Here is a 16,463-nt window from a genome sequence, read left to right as displayed (position 1 = left end):
GGCTGCTAGTTTGACGAGGTTCCCATGGTCTCAGGAGTGGTCTCCGAGTGCCCCCTATTCGAGCGAGGTCCCGCCTGGTAACGCGTTTGTTCGCGCCGCTGGGACTGCTGTTGCTGGCAGCCTGCGCAGGTATTCCGGTACAGGAAATGAGCGACGCGCGACAGGCGATCCAGGCGGCCGAGGAGGCCGGCGCCGCCGAGCACGCCCCTGCCGCGCTGCGCAACGCCAAGCGTCTCCTGACCAGCGCGGAGCGCAAGTTGCAACGGCAGGCCTACTCCAGTGCGCGCGCCGACGCGCGTGAAGCGCGGCAGCACGCCGCGGAAGCGCTCCGCTCGAGCCGCCGCTTCGAGCCCTGACGCGCGACTCAGTACTGGTACCACTTCGAACCGAGCCGATCGAACACGCGGTCGGGGTACCAGCGCTGTCCCCGGCTGCCGTTGTAGCGCGCGAGGGCCGCGCGGCGATCACCGTTTTCCTTTTCCAGGTAGTAGGCCAGGATCCGGCAGCCGTAGAGCAGGTTGGTCTGGATGTCGTGCAGGTCGTCTTCCGGCCGGCCGATCTCGTTGCGCCAGAAGGGCATCACCTGCATCAAGCCGAGGGCGCCCGCGTATGAAATCGCATAGCGGTCGAAATTGCTCTCCACGTCGATGACGGCGAGGACCAGCTCGGGCGGCAGGTCGAACATGCGCGCATAGCGATGCACGAGGCGCAGGATCAGCATGCGCTCCTCGGCGTCCGGGACCTGCCGGGCGAGTCGCCGCGACATGTCCGTCAGCCAGACTTCCGCCTCGAATCGATCCGGAAAGCTTTCCGCGCTTTCCGCGGCCTCTTGCAGCACGCGGCGCAGCTCCGGATCGATGCCCTCCCGGTCCATCTCCGCGAGGGCGAGCTGCGTCGCGGAGACCAGGGCCAGGAACAGCAGCAGCGCGCGCATCATGGCGAGTGGCGGTCGATTCCGGCGCGCACGCGATCCAGCAGGGCCTCGGCGGCGTTCGCGATCGGCAAGGATTCGTTTTCGGTGGCGCGTCGCGCCCGGTACTCGAGCATGCCGTCGGCGAGCCCGCGATCCCCGATCACGACCCGGTGCGGGATCCCGAGGAGTTCGATGTCCGCGAACTTCACGCCCGGGCGCACGTCGCGATCGTCGAGCAGCACCTCGACGCCCGCCTCGAGCAGTGCGTCGTAAAGCGGCTCGACCGCTGCCCGCACCGCGGCGCTCTTCTGCGGGTTCATCGGCACCAGCGCCACCTGGAACGGCGCGATCGGTTCGGGCCACACGATGCCCCGATCGTCGAAATGCTGCTCGATGGCGGCTGCCACGAGCCGCGTGATGCCGATGCCGTAGCAGCCCATGGCCATGCTCTGCTCGCGTCCCGCATCGTCGAGCACCACCGCGCCCATCGACTCGCTGTACTTGCGGCCCAGTTGGAAAATGTGGCCGACCTCGATGCCGCGGGCGATGGCGAGGCGGCCCGTACCGTCGGGGCTCGGATCGCCGGGCTGGACGTTGCGCAGGTCCGCGGCCTCCGGCTCGGGCAGGTCCCGGCCCCAGTTGGCTCCCGCCAGGTGGGTATCTGCGGCGTTGGCGCCGCAGACGAAATCCGCCGCAGCCAGCGCGGCATGATCCGCGTAGATCTTCAGGTCCAGGCCGACGGGGCCGACGAAGCCCGGCTCGCAACCGCTCGCGGCGCGCACGAGTTCAGGGCCCGCCATGCGCAGCGGGGAGGCGATGCCCGGTAATTTCGCGGCCTTCACCGCATTGAGTTCGTGGTCGCCACGGATCACGAGCGCCACGGCGCCCTCGTCCTCCCCGAGGACGATCAGCGTCTTCAGGCATTGCGCCGCCGGGACACCCATGAAGCTCGTCAGCTCGGCGATGGTGCGCACCCCCGGGGTGGCCACGCGTTCGAGCGGACGAGTCGCGGGCCCGCGGGGGGTCGTCGGGGGGAGGGCCGGGGCCACCTCGACGTTGGCCGCATAGCCGGAGGCGTCGGAAAAGGCGATCGCGTCTTCGCCGGAGTCGGCGAGGACATGGAACTCGTGGGACAGGCTGCCGCCGATGCTGCCGGTATCGGCTTCCACGGCACGGAACTCCAGGCCGAGGCGTTTGCACACCCGGGCATAGGCCTCGTGCATGCGGGCGTAGGTGCGGCCGAGGCAGGCCTCGTCGAGATGGAAGGAGTAGGCGTCTTTCATGATGAATTCGCGCGCCCGCATCACGCCGAAGCGGGGGCGGATCTCGTCGCGGAACTTCGACTGGATCTGGTACCAGTTGATCGGCAACTGGCGATAGCTCTTGAGCTCGCGTCTCGCCAGATCGGTGATCACTTCCTCGTGGGTCGGTCCGAGGCAGAAATCACGCTGGTGGCGATCCTTCAGTCTCAGCAATTCGGGCCCGAACTGTTCCCAGCGGCCCGACTCCCGCCACAGCTCGGCGGGCTGGACCATCGGCATGAGCAGCTCCTGCGCGCCCGCCCGGTCCATTTCCTCGCGCACGATGGCCTCGACCTTGCGCACGACGCGCACGCCGAGCGGCAGCCAGGTATAGAGCCCGGACGCCAGCTGGCGGATCAGGCCCGCCCTGAGCATCAGCTGGTGGCTGATGATTTCCGCCCCGGCCGGGACTTCCTTTACAGTGTTGAGCGGATAAGCGGACAGGCGCATCTGGCGGGCCTTTTCTGTTGAGGTTTCACGATGTGGCATGGGCGGGCCCATGCACCGGGCGACAGCGTGGCATTCTAGCGGCCGGCCCGGCCACCGGTACAGTTTGCACCCGAGGAGCGCGATCGTGATGGAGCCATTGACCCCGCAGCAACTGGATCCGGCGCCGCTCGCCAGCCGCCGCGTCGTGGTGTTCGGCTTCGGTGCCCAGGGGCGCGCCCATGCGCTGAACCTGCGCGATTCGTCCGTCGACGTCGTCGTCGGGCTGCGCCCCGGGTCGGCGAGTCGCGCCGAATGCGAGCGTGAAGGCCTCGACGTCCTGGCGCCGGAGGCGGCGGCGGAAAGCGCGGACGTCGCGGTGATGCTGGTGCCCGACGAGGTCCAGCCGGGCCTCTACGCAGAGATCCTGGCGCCGTGCCTCCGGCCGGAAGCGGCGTTGTTGTTCGCGCACGGCTACAACATCCATTACCGGAAGCTCGTGCCGCGCACGGACCTGGACGTCCTGATGGTGGCGCCGCTGGGCATCGGCGAGCAGGTGCGGCGCCAGTACGAGCTGGGGCGCGGCGTGCCGGCGCTGCTGGCCGTGCACCAGGACGCCAGCGGTGGTGCCCAGGCGCTGGCAGGAGCCTATGCGGCGGCCAACGGCCATGCGCGCGCCGCGGTCTTCGCGACCAGTTTCGCGGCCGAGACGGAGACCGACCTGTTCGCCGAGCAGGCCGTGCTCTGCGGCGGGGTCGGGCAACTGATCACCGCCGCGTTCGAGACGCTCACCGAGGCCGGCTACCCGGAGGAGATCGCCTATTTCTGCTGCCTGCACGAGGTGAAGCTGATTGCCGACCTGGTGCAGAGTCGCGGCCTCGCCGGCATGCGCCGCTCCATTTCGAGCACGGCGGCCTACGGCGATGCGACGCGGGGATCGCGGGTGATCGGCCAGCCGAGTCGCGACGCGATGCGCGTGATACTCGCGGAGATCCGGGATGGCCGCTTCGCCCAGGAACTCGAGGCCGAGATGCAGTCCGGCCAGCCCACCTTGCGGGCCTGGAAGGCGGCCGCCGAGGCCCATCCGCTGGAGGCCGTGGGGGCGCGCGTCCGCGCGCTGATGCCATGGCTGGACGAGGGTTAGCCGGTGGAAATCCGGTGGATGACGTGCGTAAATGATGGGCCGAAGCACTAAGCTGGAACAGATGGAAGAGAACCACGCCAAACGCAAGGGCGTCTACCTGCTGCCCAACCTGATCACGACCGGGGCGCTGTTCGCCGGATTCTCGGCCGTCGTGGCCGCGATGGACGGCAATTTCGTTCCCGCGGCGGTGGCCATCTACATCGCCATGGTGCTGGACGGCCTCGACGGGCGTGTCGCGCGGATGACCAGCACCGAAAGCGATTTCGGGAAACAGTACGACAGCCTCGCCGATATGGTCTCCTTCGGGCTCGCGCCTTCGCTGGTGTTCTACCTGTGGGGCGTGGAGCACCTGGAGGAACTGGGCTGGCTGTGGGGCAAGCTGGGCTGGCTGGTGGCCTTCTTCTTCGCCGTCGCCGCCGCATTGCGCCTCGCGCGTTACAACTCCCGCGCCGCGGCGGCCGACAAGCGCTATTTCGAAGGCCTCCCGAGCCCGTCCGCCGCGGCCGTGGTGGCCGGGCTGGTCTGGATCAGCACCGTGCTCGAAGCCTCGGGCGTCGTGGCGATGATTGCCGGGCTCGCGGTAACGGCCACGGTCGGTGGGCTGATGGTCAGCCGGCTCCCCTATTACAGCGGCAAGGATTTCAATCTCGGCGAGCGCATACCCTTCGGCTACGTGCTTTTGATCCCCGCGGTATTCATCCTCATCAGCCTCAATCCGCCCACGGTGCTGTTCGTGCTGTTTTTCAGCTATTCGCTTTCGGCGCCGCTGGTGGCGGCCTGGCGCTGGCTGAGGCGGAGGCAGCGCCAGCAGCTGCGCCCGGACGAAGAAGGCGCCGACGAGGGCAGCTGACATGGATGCCCGGCGAATCGCCTGTCTCGATGCCATGGGGATTCCGACCTGGACGCGCCGCGCGGACAGGCAGCTGCCCGGCGCACCCGAGCCTTTGCACGCCGTGCAGGCAGCCCGTGTAGCGAGCACGCAGGCAGAGATCCCTGTCGCTGCGCTGGACTGGGATGCGCTTGCGGACACGGTGAGCGGGTGTCTGCGCTGTCCGCTGCACGCCGGGCGCACCCGCACGGTGTTCGGGATCGGCAGCCATCAGGCCGACTGGCTGATCGTGGGCGAGGCGCCCGGGGCCGAGGAGGATCGTCGCGGCGAGCCGTTCGTCGGCCGCGCAGGGCGATTGCTCGACGGGATGCTGGCCGCGCTGGGGTATGCGCGGGACGGGGTCTACATCGCCAACGTCGTCAAATGTCGCCCCCCGGAGAACCGCGACCCGCGTCCGGACGAGGCCCAGGCCTGCGCGCCCTACCTCGATCGGCAGATCGCCCTGCTCGAACCACGGATCATTCTTGCGGTCGGTCGGGTCGCCGCGCAGCGCCTCCTCGGCACGGACAGCCCGGTGGGTCGCCTGCGCGGCAAGGTGCATCGCTACGGTGCGGGCGGGATTCCGCTCGTCGTGACCTGGCACCCGGCCTACCTGTTGCGGCGCCCGGAGGCCAAGGCCGAGACCTGGCGTGATCTCGTGCTCGCCGCAAGCGCTGCCCGTCAGGGCGCGACAGAGGCGGTGACGGCATGAGTGCCGCGCTCGACACGTGGCCGCCGCGGATCCGGCCGATGACGCAGCTCGACCTGCCGGCCGTGTGGGAGATCGAGAAGAACGCCTACGATTATCCGTGGTCGCGCGGCATTTTCGTGGACTGCCTGCGCATCCCCTACGTCTGCGAGGTCATCGAGGAGCGCGGCGTGACGCTGGGCTACGCGATCATGTCGATGGGCGGCGACGAGGCGCACCTGCTGAACCTCTGTCTCGCAGCGCCCGCACGGGGGCGGGGACTCGGCACGAGATTGCTCGAGCACATGATGGCGCGAGCCACCCGGGAAGGCGTCGGCGTCCTGTATCTCGAGGTACGTCCCACGAACAAGACCGCGATCGCCCTGTACCGGCGCGCGGGCTTCAGGCGCATCGGGGTGCGCAAGAACTATTATCGTGCCGACCAGGGCCGGGAAGACGCACTGGTGCTCGCCTGCTCGCTCTGACGGGCGGGCCTTCCTGCTAGAATGGCGGGTCTTGTCATCACCGGACGCCTCGTCGTTCCCCCAATCCATGAGCGCACTGCCAATCGAGGTCGCGAGACGTCGCACCTTCGCCATCATTTCGCATCCTGACGCAGGCAAGACCACCCTGACGGAAAAACTGCTGCTGTTCGGCGGCGCGATCCAGATGGCCGGGTCGGTCAAGGGGCGCAAGTCCGATCGCCACGCCACGTCCGACTGGATGGCGCTGGAGCAGCAGCGGGGTATTTCGGTCACCTCCTCGGTGATGCAGTTTCCCTACCAGGGCAAGATCGTGAACCTGCTCGACACGCCGGGTCACGCGGACTTCTCCGAGGATACGTACCGGACGCTCACCGCAGTCGATTCCGCGCTGATGGTGATCGACGCGGCCAAGGGCGTGGAGGAGCGGACCATCAAGCTGATGGACGTGTGCCGCTTGCGCACCACGCCGATCATCACCTTCGTCAACAAGCTCGATCGCTACGGACGCGAGCCGCTCGAATTGCTCGATGAAGTGGAGCGGGTGCTGTCGATCCGTTGCACACCCGTGACCTGGCCGATCGGCATGGGCAGCGAGTTTCGCGGTGTCTATCATTTCCTGCGCGACCGCATCTATCTCTACCAGCCGGGCGCGCGTGGCGCGGCCGGTGAGACCAGCACCATCGACGGACTCGATTCGCCTGCCGCCGATGCACTGCTCGGACCGGGCGCGGCGGAATTCCGCGAGGAAGTGGAGCTGGTGCGCGGCGCCTGCGATCCCTTCGATCACGCGGCCTACCTCGCCGGCGCCCAGACCCCCGTGTTCTTCGGCTCGGCCATCAGCAATTTCGGCGTCCAGGAGCTGCTCGACGGTTTCGTCGACTGGGCCCCCCCGCCGGCACCGCGCGCCACGACGAGTCGCGAAGTGCATGCCGGTGAAGCCGCGCTGACGGGATTCGTGTTCAAGATCCAGGCGAACATGGATCCCGCGCACCGGGACCGCATCGCCTTTTTCCGAATCTGTTCCGGCCATTACACGCGCGGCATGAAATTGCGCCACGCGCGGCTCGGGCGCGACGTGCGTATCGCGGACGCGCTGACCTTCATGGCGGCGGATCGCGAGCGTGCCGAGGAAGCGTGGGCGGGCGATATCCTCGGCCTGCACAACCACGGCACCATCAACATCGGCGACACCTTCACCGAGGGCGAGGAGCTGACCTTCACGGGCATCCCGAATTTCGCCCCGGAACTGTTCCGTCGCGCCGTGCTCGGCGATCCGCTGCGCGCCAAGGCCCTGCACAAGGGGCTCGACCAGCTTTGCGAGGAGGGCGCGACACAGCTGTTCCGGCCGTTTCGCAACAACGACGTGCTGCTGGGCGCCATCGGCACGCTGCAGTTCGACGTCGTGGCATGGCGCCTCAAGGAAGAGTATGGCGTGGAGTGCCGCTTCGAGCAGGTCAACGTCGCGACGGCGCGCTGGGTCTATTGCGACGATGCACGGCGGCTCGAGGAATTTCGGCAAAAAGCCGCCGACCATCTCGCCCTGGACCACGCCGGTGCGCTGGTCTACATCGCCCCCTCACGCGTGAATCTCGAGCTGACCCGGGAACGCTGGCCCGAGATCCGCTTCATGCCGACGCGGGACCACCTCGCCGCCTGACCGTCGCTTGCCGTGGCGAGGCTTTCAGGGACGGAACTCCCGCACGGCCCGGCGAAGCGCGGGCAGGACCGCCTCGTCCGCCGGCGGGGCCGCGTAGCGCAGCGTCACGTACAGGTTCACGATCCGTCCGGCCTCGGCCTCCAGTGACGGCCGTTCCCGGGCGACCCGCGCGGCGAAGTCCTGCGGACCTTCCTCGGGCGCTCGCGACAGTCCCGCCTTCTCCAGGCGTCGGCAGAACTCGCGATAGAGGCGCAGCGCCTCCGGCGGCCGCGACGTGCGGCTGCGCCAGGCGAGCCACACCGTCAGCGCCATCATCACCGCTGCGACAAAGGCCGTCAGGCCGAGCACCAGCGTGCGCCAGTCCGCGCCCGGCAGGCCGAGGCGGGCCAGCAGGGCCAGCTGCCGCTCGGGACCATAACCGAGCACCCAGTCCGTCCACAGGCTGTTGAGAGCGTCCCAGCCCTGGCGCAGCCCCTCCAGGCCACGGAAATCACGCAGGAAGCCGCCCGGCACGCGTTCGCCCTCCGGCAGGGCGTTGGCCAGGTCCAGTTCGATTCTTTCGGGTGCGACCGCGCCGGTCGGATCGATCCGCGTCCAGCCTGTGGCATCGAGCCAGACCTCCACCCAGGCATGCGCCTCGGACTGCCGGACCACCAGGCGGTTGCTGAGCGGATTCAGTTCGCCGCCCTGGTAGCCCGTCACCACGCGAGCGGGGACCCCGCCCGCGCGCGCCAGCATGGCGAATGCCGAGGCGTAGTGCTCACAGAACCCCCGCCGTGTGCGGAACAGGAACTCGTCCACCGGATCGCTGCCGCGCAACAAGGGCGGGCGCAGGGTATAGACGAACGGTTCGTTGCGGAACCGTGCCAGGATCGCATCGACGAATTCCCGGTCCGAGGCGGACGACGCCCGCAATTGCTGTCCCAGTGCGGCGGCCCGCGGGTTGCGATCCGGGGGCAGCCGCAGGGAGCGGTGACGCGTGATCGGGCTCAGCGTCGCGGCCGGGCGCGCCGCAGGCCATGACTCGACGTCCAGTGCGCGCACGCTGTCCACGGGCTGTCGCGCCACCAGCTGGTATTCGCGGGTCAGCACGGCGTCGCGATCGTTCCAGCGGCCCGGGAAATCGAGCGCCAGCAGCCACGGGCGGCCGTGGGGCTCCAGGATGATGCGGTAACGATAACTCTGACCGCGCAGTTCCAGGTCCGGTACGAGCAAGGGCAGCCGGTCGAAGTCCCGCCACGTCCAGCCGTCGAAACGCTCCAGCACGGGGCCGCGCCAGTAGCGATCCGCGGGCGGCGGAATAGGGCCCTCGAAACTGACACGGAAGGCCACTTCGTCGGACTGGATGAGTTGCGAGATGTTGCCGGGCGACATCTCGTCGGACAGCCCGGTCATCCCCGCCGCGCTGCGGGCGGGCAGGGCCCAGATGGGCCCGGGCACGCGCGGGAACAACAGGAACATCACCAGCGCCACGGGGGCCGCAAAAGCGAACATGCGCAGCACGAGCCCCGTGGCGGTCCGCCATGGCAGCGGTTCGCCGGCGCGCACGCCCTGTAAAAGGGCGACGGTGATGGCCGCCACGCTGGCCGCGATCCACGGGAGGCTCCACACCGGTTGGTCATGCAGCATTTGCATGAGCACCAGGAAAAAGCCGATGAAGGACAACACCTGGATATCACGCCGGTGACGTGTCTCGAGCAACTTCATCGCCGCCATCACCACCAGCAATGCCCCGCCGGCTTCCAGGCCGTTGAAGGTCCGGTAGGTGAACAGCACCCCGAGCACGCAGCCGAACGCCAGGGCCAGGCGCAGCCAGCCCGGCGGCAGGCGCCAGCCGAAATGCTGCACAGCCACCCGCCACAGGACCGCAATAACAAAAGTCGCGGTGATCCACGGCGCCAGGCGAGGCGCCGTCGGCGCGAGCGCAAGGCCGAGGGCCGCCAGCATCCAGCCGAGACGTAGCGCGGCCGGATCAGACATCTTCTGTTCCCATGCCGCCGGGATAGAGGGCCAGTGCGCCAAGGCACCGGCGCCGGTGGGCGGGGCCCATGCCCGGCGGGATTTCCGTTCCGGGCAGGCGCAGCCCGTAGGCGCCGCCGCCGGCATGCGCGTCGAGCACCCAGCGGCACAGAACGGTGAGCCGGGGCTCTACCGGCATCGCGCCGAGGCTGAGCCAGTCCAGCCAGACGCTGCCGCGTGCGCTGCCGGCAAACAGCTTGACCGGCAACTCGTCGCCGCGGGCGGCGGCCTTCCAGGCGACACGTCGCGGGGAGTCGCCGTGGCGGAAGCTGCGCAGGCCCGCGAAGTCATCCTCGCCTTCGTGCTCGTTCCAGCGTCCCCCGGACTCCTCCGTGCCGCCGCGGGGCGGCGGCGGGGCGTGCTCCGCGGGGGCCGGATAGACGACCGTTTCGCATTCCGGGTGAAGCCAGGCCCAGGCGCGGAACAGTCCGAACGGAAAGCTGGTGTGCACGCGGATCCGGTCGATCACCAGGCGGCCACGGCGCTGCGTCGGCAGATCGACATGCACTTCGCCCGACGTGCCCGGCGCCAGGTCGAGTGCCGCGCTGGAGGCCGAGGCACAGCTGGCCTGCAGGTCCAGGCGGGCGCTACGGCCGGGATTCTCGAGGGTGAATTCCAGCCGGGCGGGCTGGCCGGCGAAGGCGGGGCGCAGGTGGAAGCCGCGGGCGATCGTGCCGCTCAGATTCTGGTGACACCAGTGCATGGCCACGAGTCCCAGCCCGGCGAGCAGGAAGGTCAGCGCGAAGCCCATGCTGTTGCTGTAATTCATCGAGGCCAGCAGCATGCCGAACAGGCTCAGGCCGTAACCTGCGCCCAGCGCGGTCGGCAGGATATAGATCCGGCGCCGATGCAGCGCGACGGGATCGCCATCCGGGCCCTGCCGGCGTCGTATCCAGTGCGCCACCCGGGAGCGCAGCCGGCTGGCGGCCGGCGCGCCGGCTTCAGGGGACGGCGACCGCAGCGACAAGGCGTTCTCCGGGGTCGCCACCGCCGGTGTCGCCCTCGGTCCGCAGCCGGTGCCCGACCACCGCCGGCGTCACGGCCTGCACGTCTTCCGGGATGACCGACTTGCGCCCGTCGAGCAGGGCCCAGGCGCGCGCACTCCGCAGCAGGGCGATTGCGGCCCGGGGCGACAACCCGACACCGAAGCCCGGACGTTCCCGGCTCCAGGCCACCAGCGCCTGGACATAGTCGAGCAGCGCCTCGGAGACATGCACCTTGCCGACTTCCCCCCGCAGGCGCAGCAGCATCCCCGGTTCACCGGCCGGCGGCAGGCTGGCGAGCAATACGCGCCGATCCTCGCCGCGCAGCAGCTTGCGCTCGAGCGCGGGTTGGGGGTAACCGAGCCGGATGCGCATCAGGAAGCGATCCAGCTGGGATTCCGGCAGCGGGAAGGTGCCCACCTGGTCCTCCGGATTCTGCGTCGCAACCACGAAAAACGGCTCCGGCAAACGGTGGCTCACGCCATCCACGGTGACCTGGTGTTCCTCCATGGCCTCGAGCAGCGCACTCTGTGCCTTGGGCGTGGCACGATTGATTTCGTCGGCGAGCACCAGCTGGGCGAACACCGGCCCCGGGTGAAAACGGAAATCGCCGCCTTCGCGCTGGTAGATCGATACGCCCACGACGTCGGCCGGCAGCAGGTCGCTGGTGAACTGGATCCGCTGGTAGCTGAGTCCGAGCGCATGGGCGATGCCGTGGGCGAGGATCGTCTTGCCGACGCCGGGGACATCCTCGATCAACAGGTGCCCGCCGGCCAGCAGGCAGGACACGCAAAGCCGCAGCTGGCGATCCTTGCCGAGGATCACCGTCTGCAGCAGCCGCAGGGACTCATTGATCCCGGCTAGGTCCTCGCCCAGCGTGGGCAGCGGCACCGCGGGCGCCTCAGGCGAGGGCACGGACGCGCTCCAGTTGCTGTTCGAGATTGGCGATGCCCTCGAGGAGTTCCGCCGCTCGCCGACGTTCTTTCTCGACCACGGCGGCGGGGGCGTTGTCTACGAAGGAGGGCTTGTCGAGCTTGGCCTGCGTCTTGGCGAGATCGACGCGCAGCTTGTCGCGCTGCTTGTCCAGGCGCGCCAGTTCCGCCTCCGCATCGATCAGGCCCGCCATCGGCACGAGCAGCTTCGTGTTGCCCAGCAGCACCGTGGCGGCCGGAGGCGCCGCCGCTGCGGGCGCCAGCACCTCGATCGATTCGAGTCGCGCGAGGCGCAGCAGCAGCGTCTCGTTGGCCGCCAGGCAGGCCAGCTCGTCCTCGTCCGCATCCTGCAGCAGAACCTTGAGCGGCTTGCCCGGGGCGATGTTCATCTCGCCGCGGACCTGGCGGACGCCCAGGACGAAAGCCTGCACCCAGGCCATCTCGGTTTCGGCCCGGGTGTCGCGCGGATAGTCGGCGACGTCCGGGTAGGGTTGACGCATGATCGTTTCGCCATCGATGCCGACCAGTGGCGCTGCTTTCTGCCACAGCGCCTCGGTGATGAACGGCATCACGGGATGCAGCAGGCGCAGCAGGGCCTCGAGTGTCCCGGCCAATGTCCGGCGGGTGCCGCGTTTTTCGGCCTCGCTGGCCTGCTCGGAATGCAGGGCCGGCTTCACGAGCTCGAGGTACCAGTCGCAGAACTCGTGCCAGGTGAACTCGTAGATCGCCTGGGCGGCCAGGTCCAGGCGGTAGGCATCGAAGGACTCCAGGGCGACGCGCGTCGCCTCACCGAGCCGCGAGCGGATCCAGCGGTCCGCCAGGGCGAGTTCGCCGCCGGGCCCGCAGTCTTCGCCCTCGGTGTTCATCATCACGAAGCGCGAGGCATTCCAGAGCTTGTTGCAGAAATTCCGGTAGCCCTCGATCCGGCCGAGGTCGAGACGCACGTCGCGTCCCGTGGTGGCCAATGATGCGAAGGTGAAGCGCAACGCGTCGGTGCCGAAGGCGGGGATGCCCCCGGGAAATTCCTTGCGCGTCGCCTGCTCGATGCGCGCCTTGAGTTGCGGCTGCATCAGGCCGGTGGTGCGCTTGGTCACCAGCGTGTCGATGTCGACGCCGTCGATGAGATCGAGCGGGTCGAGCACGTTGCCCTTCGACTTGGACATTTTCTGGCCTTCGGCGTCGCGCAGCAGGCCGTGTATGTAGACCTCGCGAAACGGCACGTCGCCCAGGAACTTGAGGCCCATCATGATCATGCGGGCGACCCAGAAGAAAATGATGTCGAAGCCGGTCACCAGCACGTTGCCCGGATACCACGTGGCCAGCGCCGGGGTGCGCTCCGGCCAGCCGAGCGTGCTGAACGGCCACAGCGACGAGGAAAACCACGTGTCCAGCACGTCCTCGTCCTGCACCAGCACGACGTCGTCGCCGAGTCCCGAGCGACGCCGCGCGTCCGCTTCGTCCTCGCCGACATGCACGCCGCCCTCGGGGTCGTACCAGGCGGGGATGCGATGTCCCCACCAGAGCTGGCGACTGATGCACCAGTCCTGGATGTTGCGCATCCATTCGAAGTAGGTCTTCGACCAGTTTTCCGGCACGAAGCGCACCCGGCCATCCTCGACGGCGGCGATGGCCGGCGCAGCGAGGTCCGCGACTTTCACGTACCACTGGTCCGTGAGGAAAGGCTCCAGCACCGCACCGCTGCGGTCGCCGCGGGGCACGAACATCCTGTGCTCGTCGGTCTGTACCAGCAGCCCGAGCGCGTCCATGTCGGCGACGATGCGTTCACGGGCCACGAAGCGGTCGAGCCCGCGGTATGCGGCGGGGGTGTCTTCGTTCAGGGAACCGTCCGCGTCCAGGACATTGATCATCTCGAGATCGTGCCGCCGCCCGACCTCGTAGTCGTTGAAATCGTGGGCGGGGGTGATCTTCACGCAACCGCTGCCGAACTCGGGATCGACATAGTCATCCGCGATGACGGGGATGCGCCGGCCCGTCAGCGGCAGCAGCACCTCCCGGCCGACCAGGCCGGCATAGCGTGCATCGTCCGGATGCACCGCCACGGCGGTATCGCCGAGGAGTGTTTCCGGCCGCGTGGTGGCGACCACCAGCGCACCGTCGCCGTCGGCCATGGGGTAACGGAAATGCCACAGCTTGCCCGGCTCTTCCCGGGAGACGACCTCGAGATCAGACAGGGCGGTGTGCAGGACCGGGTCCCAGTTCACGAGGCGCTTGCCGCGATAGATGAGGCCTTCGTCGTGCAGCTGCACGAAGGCATGCGTCACGGCCCGTGAAAGCTCCGGGTCCATGGTGAACTTGTGCCGCGACCAGTCGACAGAGGCGCCCAGCCTTTTCAACTGGCGTTCGATCGTATCGCCCGAGGTGGCCTTCCATTCCCAGACGCGCTCGACGAAGCGCTCCCGGCCGAGGTCCTGGCGCGTCCGGCCCTCCGCATTGAGCTGGCGTTCCACGACCATCTGCGTCGCGATGCCCGCGTGGTCGCTGCCCGGCTGCCAGAGCGTGTTGTCGCCGCGCATCCGGTGCAGGCGCGTCAGCGCGTCCATGATCGTGTCCTGGAAGGCATGGCCCATGTGCAGCGTGCCGGTGACGTTCGGCGGCGGCAGCATGATGCAATAGGGTGTTCCGGAACCCGAGGGCGTGAAACAGTCGAGACGCTCCCATTCGGCGTAGATCGCGGTCTCGAGGTCCTCGGGACTGTAGGTTTTCTGCATCGACGGGGGCTCGTTGTTTTCAGGTACGCAAATGGTTTCGCAGCGCGCGTTCGACGATCTCTGGAAGCTCGTCGCGCAGGCGCGAGGATACCTGTTCGAACAGCGCCGCCTCCACCTCCCGTACCGCGGAGTGCAGCGAGTCGAGGACGACCTCCCATGCGACCGCCACGAGCTCCGCCTTCAGCGCGGCCAGTTCGTGGTCCGAGAACTGCCTTGGCGCCGGGATCGCCACGGAATGGAGCACCGGGGGCGCATCGGGCGTCTCGTCATCCGCCTGTTTGAAAAGCACGGGAATCACCGGCGCCGCCCTGGTCTTGTCGCTCATGTCGCGCCACTCCCGATCCGGTGCGTTTCGAGCACGTAGCCCCTGTCGCGGTAGAACTTGAAGCGTTCCCGGGCCTGCGTGCGCTCGGTCGCATCGCCGCCGACGATTTCCGCGACCCGTTCGAAGCGGCTGAAGAATCCCGGCACGACGCCATCGAGATTCACCAGCACTGCGGCGTCGAACCCCGGTTCCTCGCCCGTGCCGACCTGCACCGGCGTGGCGTCGGCGAGGCTCGGGTCCAGGTCGGGTGCAGCGAGAACGTGCGGGATGAAGCTGCCCTCGCTGAACGTCCACAGCAGGCTATCCAGGCGTCGTGCCGCCGCCGCCGAGGCCGTGTGCAGGTAGACCTTGTGCTTCAGCCGGAAAGCTTTCTCCACCAGGCGGCAGGCGAAGCGCTCCCGCGCCGCTTCGGCCTGGTCGTCGAGGACATAGAAATCAACGCGTGTCATTCCTATCCGGCAGCGGCCCTCAGGCGACGCCGGCCCGGCTCATCAGGAACTGTGCCAGCAGCGGCACGGGTCGTCCCGTCGCACCCTTCGCCCGGCCGCTCTTCCAGGCGGTGCCTGCGATATCCAGGTGCGCCCACTTCAGGTCGCGGGTGAAGCGGGCCAGGAAGCATGCGGCCGTGATCGCGCCACCCTCGCGGCCGGCGACGTTGGCGAAATCCGCGAAGTTGCTCTTCAGCCCCTCGTCGTACTCCTCGCCGATCGGCAGGCGCCAGGCGCGATCCTCGGCATCGACGCCCGCGCGGAGAATCTCCTGTGCCAGCGGGTCGTCGCTGCTCATCAGGCCGCTCAGGTGATGGCCGAGCGCAATGACGCATGCACCCGTCAGGGTAGCGACGTCGATGACGGTGGACGGCTCGAAACGTCGCGCGTAGGTCAGGGCATCGCAGAGGATCAGCCGGCCTTCGGCATCCGTGTTCAGGATCTCCACCGTCTGGCCCGACATGGTCGTGACGATGTCGCCGGGTCGGGATGCCAGTCCGTCGGGCATGTTCTCCGCCGCCGGAACGAGCGCCACGACATTGATCGGCAACTCCAGCGCCACCACGGTCGCCATGGTGCCGATGACGCTCGCTGCACCGCACATGTCGAATTTCATCTCGTCCATGGCGGGGGGCGGCTTGAGCGAGATGCCGCCGGTGTCGAAGGTGATGCCCTTGCCCACCAGGGCGACCGGGGCTTTTTGCTTCGGGCCGCCGCGCCATTCCATGACGATCAGTTTCGGCGGTTGCCGGCTGCCTTGGGAAACCGACAGCAGCGCGTTCATGCCGAGCTTCTTCATCTGGGCTTCTTCGACGACCGAAACTTTCAGCCCGGCGTTCCCGGCGGCCAGTCTGCGCGCTTCGCTGGCAAGGAAGGTCGGCGTGCAGATATTGCCCGGGAGGTTGCCCAGGCGCCGTGCCAGCGACTGGCCATCGGCGACGGCCTTGCCGTGGGTGAAGCCCCGGGCTGCCGCCGACTGGGACTTGCGGTCCGGGAACCAGAGGGTCATGCGCCCGAGCCTGGCCGGCGTCGCGTCGATCTTCGACTTCAGTTCATCGAAGCGATAGGCGGTTTCCTCGGCAGCCTCCGCCGCGTGGCGGGCCAGCAGGTAGGGCTCCCCGTCGGCCACGTCCTCCATGGAAAGGAAGCTGAAGGCGTTCTTGGCGGCGGTCTTCAGCAGCGCGCTCACCGCGGCACCGTGGGCCTTGCGCCAGCCTTTCAGATCCAGTTTCCCCTGTTCACCGAGTCCGGTGAGCAGCAGCCGCTTGGCCGGAATGCCCGACGGGCCGTGGAGGAGCAGGGTGGCGCCGGCCTTGCCGGTGAAGTCGCCGCGCTTCACCAGTCCGGAGATCAGGTTGCCCGCGACAGCATCGATTTCCCGGGCGGCCTGGGAAAGGCGGCCGTTGGCATAGACACCGACGACGGCACAATCCGTTCTCAAGGTCGCCGCGGATCCCGTCTTTGCGGAAAAATCCATTTGCCACTCTCCTCATCCTGACGCGTTA

The 16,463-nt window shown here is 68.4% G+C and carries 15 protein-coding genes; 6 read left to right on the top strand and 9 right to left on the bottom strand.

The window, feature by feature from the left end; translation table 11 throughout:
- Window positions 1–146 precede the first annotated feature (146 nt).
- Window positions 147–356, top strand: coding sequence for a DUF4398 domain-containing protein (locus G6032_RS04045; protein ID WP_165280846.1), 210 nt, complete (start codon window positions 147–149; stop codon window positions 354–356).
- Between the two features lie 8 nt (window positions 357–364).
- On the opposite strand, the gene G6032_RS04040 is transcribed toward G6032_RS04045, so the two are convergent.
- A complete protein-coding gene (locus G6032_RS04040; protein WP_240901949.1) occupies window positions 365–937 on the bottom strand; it encodes a lytic transglycosylase domain-containing protein in 573 nt (190 codons plus the stop codon).
- Complete coding sequence (locus tag G6032_RS04035) at window positions 934–2,664, bottom strand: proline--tRNA ligase (protein ID WP_165280845.1); 1,731 nt, start codon at window positions 2,662–2,664, stop codon at window positions 934–936. Before G6032_RS04035 ends, G6032_RS04040 begins: the two co-directional genes overlap by 4 nt.
- 127 nt (window positions 2,665–2,791) lie before the next feature.
- On the opposite strand from G6032_RS04035, the gene ilvC reads away from it, so the two are divergent.
- From ilvC to G6032_RS04010, 5 genes are all read left to right on the top strand, one after another.
- Window positions 2,792–3,784 (top strand): ketol-acid reductoisomerase, encoded by a 993-nt coding sequence (ilvC, locus tag G6032_RS04030; RefSeq protein ID WP_165280844.1) that lies wholly within the window; start codon window positions 2,792–2,794, stop codon window positions 3,782–3,784.
- Window positions 3,785–3,818: 34 nt separating this feature from the next.
- A complete protein-coding gene (locus G6032_RS04025) occupies window positions 3,819–4,634 on the top strand; it encodes a phosphatidylcholine/phosphatidylserine synthase (protein ID WP_240901948.1) in 816 nt (271 codons plus the stop codon).
- A gap of 1 nt (window position 4,635) precedes the next feature.
- Entirely contained in the window at window positions 4,636–5,364 is a 729-nt protein-coding gene (locus G6032_RS04020) for a uracil-DNA glycosylase (protein ID WP_165280843.1), read from the top strand.
- Entirely contained in the window at window positions 5,361–5,825 is a 465-nt protein-coding gene (rimI, locus tag G6032_RS04015; protein ID WP_165280842.1) for a ribosomal protein S18-alanine N-acetyltransferase, read from the top strand. The genes G6032_RS04020 and rimI overlap by 4 nt, the downstream gene beginning before the upstream one ends.
- Before the next feature lie 67 nt (window positions 5,826–5,892).
- Window positions 5,893–7,482 carry a peptide chain release factor 3 gene (locus tag G6032_RS04010; RefSeq protein WP_165280841.1) on the top strand — a complete coding sequence of 530 codons (1,590 nt, stop codon included), beginning with the start codon at window positions 5,893–5,895 and terminating at the stop codon, window positions 7,480–7,482.
- A gap of 24 nt (window positions 7,483–7,506) precedes the next feature.
- Here G6032_RS04010 and G6032_RS04005 read toward each other — a convergent pair whose 3' ends face one another.
- From G6032_RS04005 to G6032_RS03975, 7 genes are read right to left on the bottom strand one after another with little or no spacing between them, the layout of a single operon-like run.
- Window positions 7,507–9,462, bottom strand: a complete 1,956-nt coding sequence (locus G6032_RS04005; protein WP_165280840.1) for a DUF3488 and DUF4129 domain-containing transglutaminase family protein — start codon at window positions 9,460–9,462, stop codon at window positions 7,507–7,509.
- Window positions 9,455–10,468 carry a DUF58 domain-containing protein gene (locus tag G6032_RS04000; protein ID WP_165280839.1) on the bottom strand — a complete coding sequence of 338 codons (1,014 nt, stop codon included), beginning with the start codon at window positions 10,466–10,468 and terminating at the stop codon, window positions 9,455–9,457. Before G6032_RS04000 ends, G6032_RS04005 begins: the two co-directional genes overlap by 8 nt.
- A complete protein-coding gene (locus G6032_RS03995; protein ID WP_240901974.1) occupies window positions 10,443–11,360 on the bottom strand; it encodes a MoxR family ATPase in 918 nt (305 codons plus the stop codon). Before G6032_RS03995 ends, G6032_RS04000 begins: the two co-directional genes overlap by 26 nt.
- 25 nt (window positions 11,361–11,385) lie before the next feature.
- The gene (locus tag G6032_RS03990) at window positions 11,386–14,145 is read right to left on the bottom strand and encodes a valine--tRNA ligase (protein ID WP_165280838.1); all 2,760 of its coding nucleotides are present in this window, start codon (window positions 14,143–14,145) and stop codon (window positions 11,386–11,388) included.
- A gap of 19 nt (window positions 14,146–14,164) precedes the next feature.
- Window positions 14,165–14,470: a hypothetical protein gene (locus G6032_RS03985; protein WP_165280837.1), complete on the bottom strand. Its 306-nt coding sequence runs from the start codon at window positions 14,468–14,470 to the stop codon at window positions 14,165–14,167.
- The gene (locus G6032_RS03980) at window positions 14,467–14,919 is read right to left on the bottom strand and encodes a DNA polymerase III subunit chi (protein ID WP_165280836.1); all 453 of its coding nucleotides are present in this window, start codon (window positions 14,917–14,919) and stop codon (window positions 14,467–14,469) included. The genes G6032_RS03985 and G6032_RS03980 overlap by 4 nt, the downstream gene beginning before the upstream one ends.
- Before the next feature lie 19 nt (window positions 14,920–14,938).
- Window positions 14,939–16,435, bottom strand: a complete 1,497-nt coding sequence (locus G6032_RS03975; RefSeq protein WP_165280835.1) for a leucyl aminopeptidase — start codon at window positions 16,433–16,435, stop codon at window positions 14,939–14,941.
- Window positions 16,436–16,463: the final 28 nt, after the last annotated feature.

The sequence above is a fragment of the Wenzhouxiangella sp. XN24 genome (genome assembly GCF_011064545.1).
Taxonomy (GTDB): domain Bacteria; phylum Pseudomonadota; class Gammaproteobacteria; order Steroidobacterales; family XN24; genus XN24.
The sequence above is the reverse complement of the archived record's forward strand: the minus strand, read 5'-3'. Positions and strand labels throughout refer to the sequence as shown.

Bases quoted from the DNA above. Each gene is read 5' to 3' on its own strand.
- G6032_RS03985 (WP_165280837.1), bottom strand. From the start codon at position 14,470: ATGAGCGACAAGACCAGGGCGGCGCCGGTGATTCCCGTGCTTTTCAAA.
- G6032_RS04025 (WP_240901948.1), top strand. From the start codon at position 3,819: ATGGGCCGAAGCACTAAGCTGGAACAGATGGAAGAGAACCACGCCAAA.
- G6032_RS04005 (WP_165280840.1), bottom strand. From the start codon at position 9,462: ATGTCTGATCCGGCCGCGCTACGTCTCGGCTGGATGCTGGCGGCCCTC.
- G6032_RS04020 (WP_165280843.1), top strand. From the start codon at position 4,636: ATGGATGCCCGGCGAATCGCCTGTCTCGATGCCATGGGGATTCCGACC.
- G6032_RS03975 (WP_165280835.1), bottom strand. From the start codon at position 16,435: ATGGATTTTTCCGCAAAGACGGGATCCGCGGCGACCTTGAGAACGGAT.
- G6032_RS04040 (WP_240901949.1), bottom strand. From the start codon at position 937: ATGATGCGCGCGCTGCTGCTGTTCCTGGCCCTGGTCTCCGCGACGCAG.
- rimI (WP_165280842.1), top strand. From the start codon at position 5,361: ATGAGTGCCGCGCTCGACACGTGGCCGCCGCGGATCCGGCCGATGACG.
- G6032_RS03990 (WP_165280838.1), bottom strand. From the start codon at position 14,145: ATGCAGAAAACCTACAGTCCCGAGGACCTCGAGACCGCGATCTACGCC.
- G6032_RS04010 (WP_165280841.1), top strand. From the start codon at position 5,893: ATGAGCGCACTGCCAATCGAGGTCGCGAGACGTCGCACCTTCGCCATC.
- G6032_RS04045 (WP_165280846.1), top strand. From the start codon at position 147: ATGAGCGACGCGCGACAGGCGATCCAGGCGGCCGAGGAGGCCGGCGCC.
- G6032_RS04035 (WP_165280845.1), bottom strand. From the start codon at position 2,664: ATGCGCCTGTCCGCTTATCCGCTCAACACTGTAAAGGAAGTCCCGGCC.
- ilvC (WP_165280844.1), top strand. From the start codon at position 2,792: ATGGAGCCATTGACCCCGCAGCAACTGGATCCGGCGCCGCTCGCCAGC.
- G6032_RS03980 (WP_165280836.1), bottom strand. From the start codon at position 14,919: ATGACACGCGTTGATTTCTATGTCCTCGACGACCAGGCCGAAGCGGCG.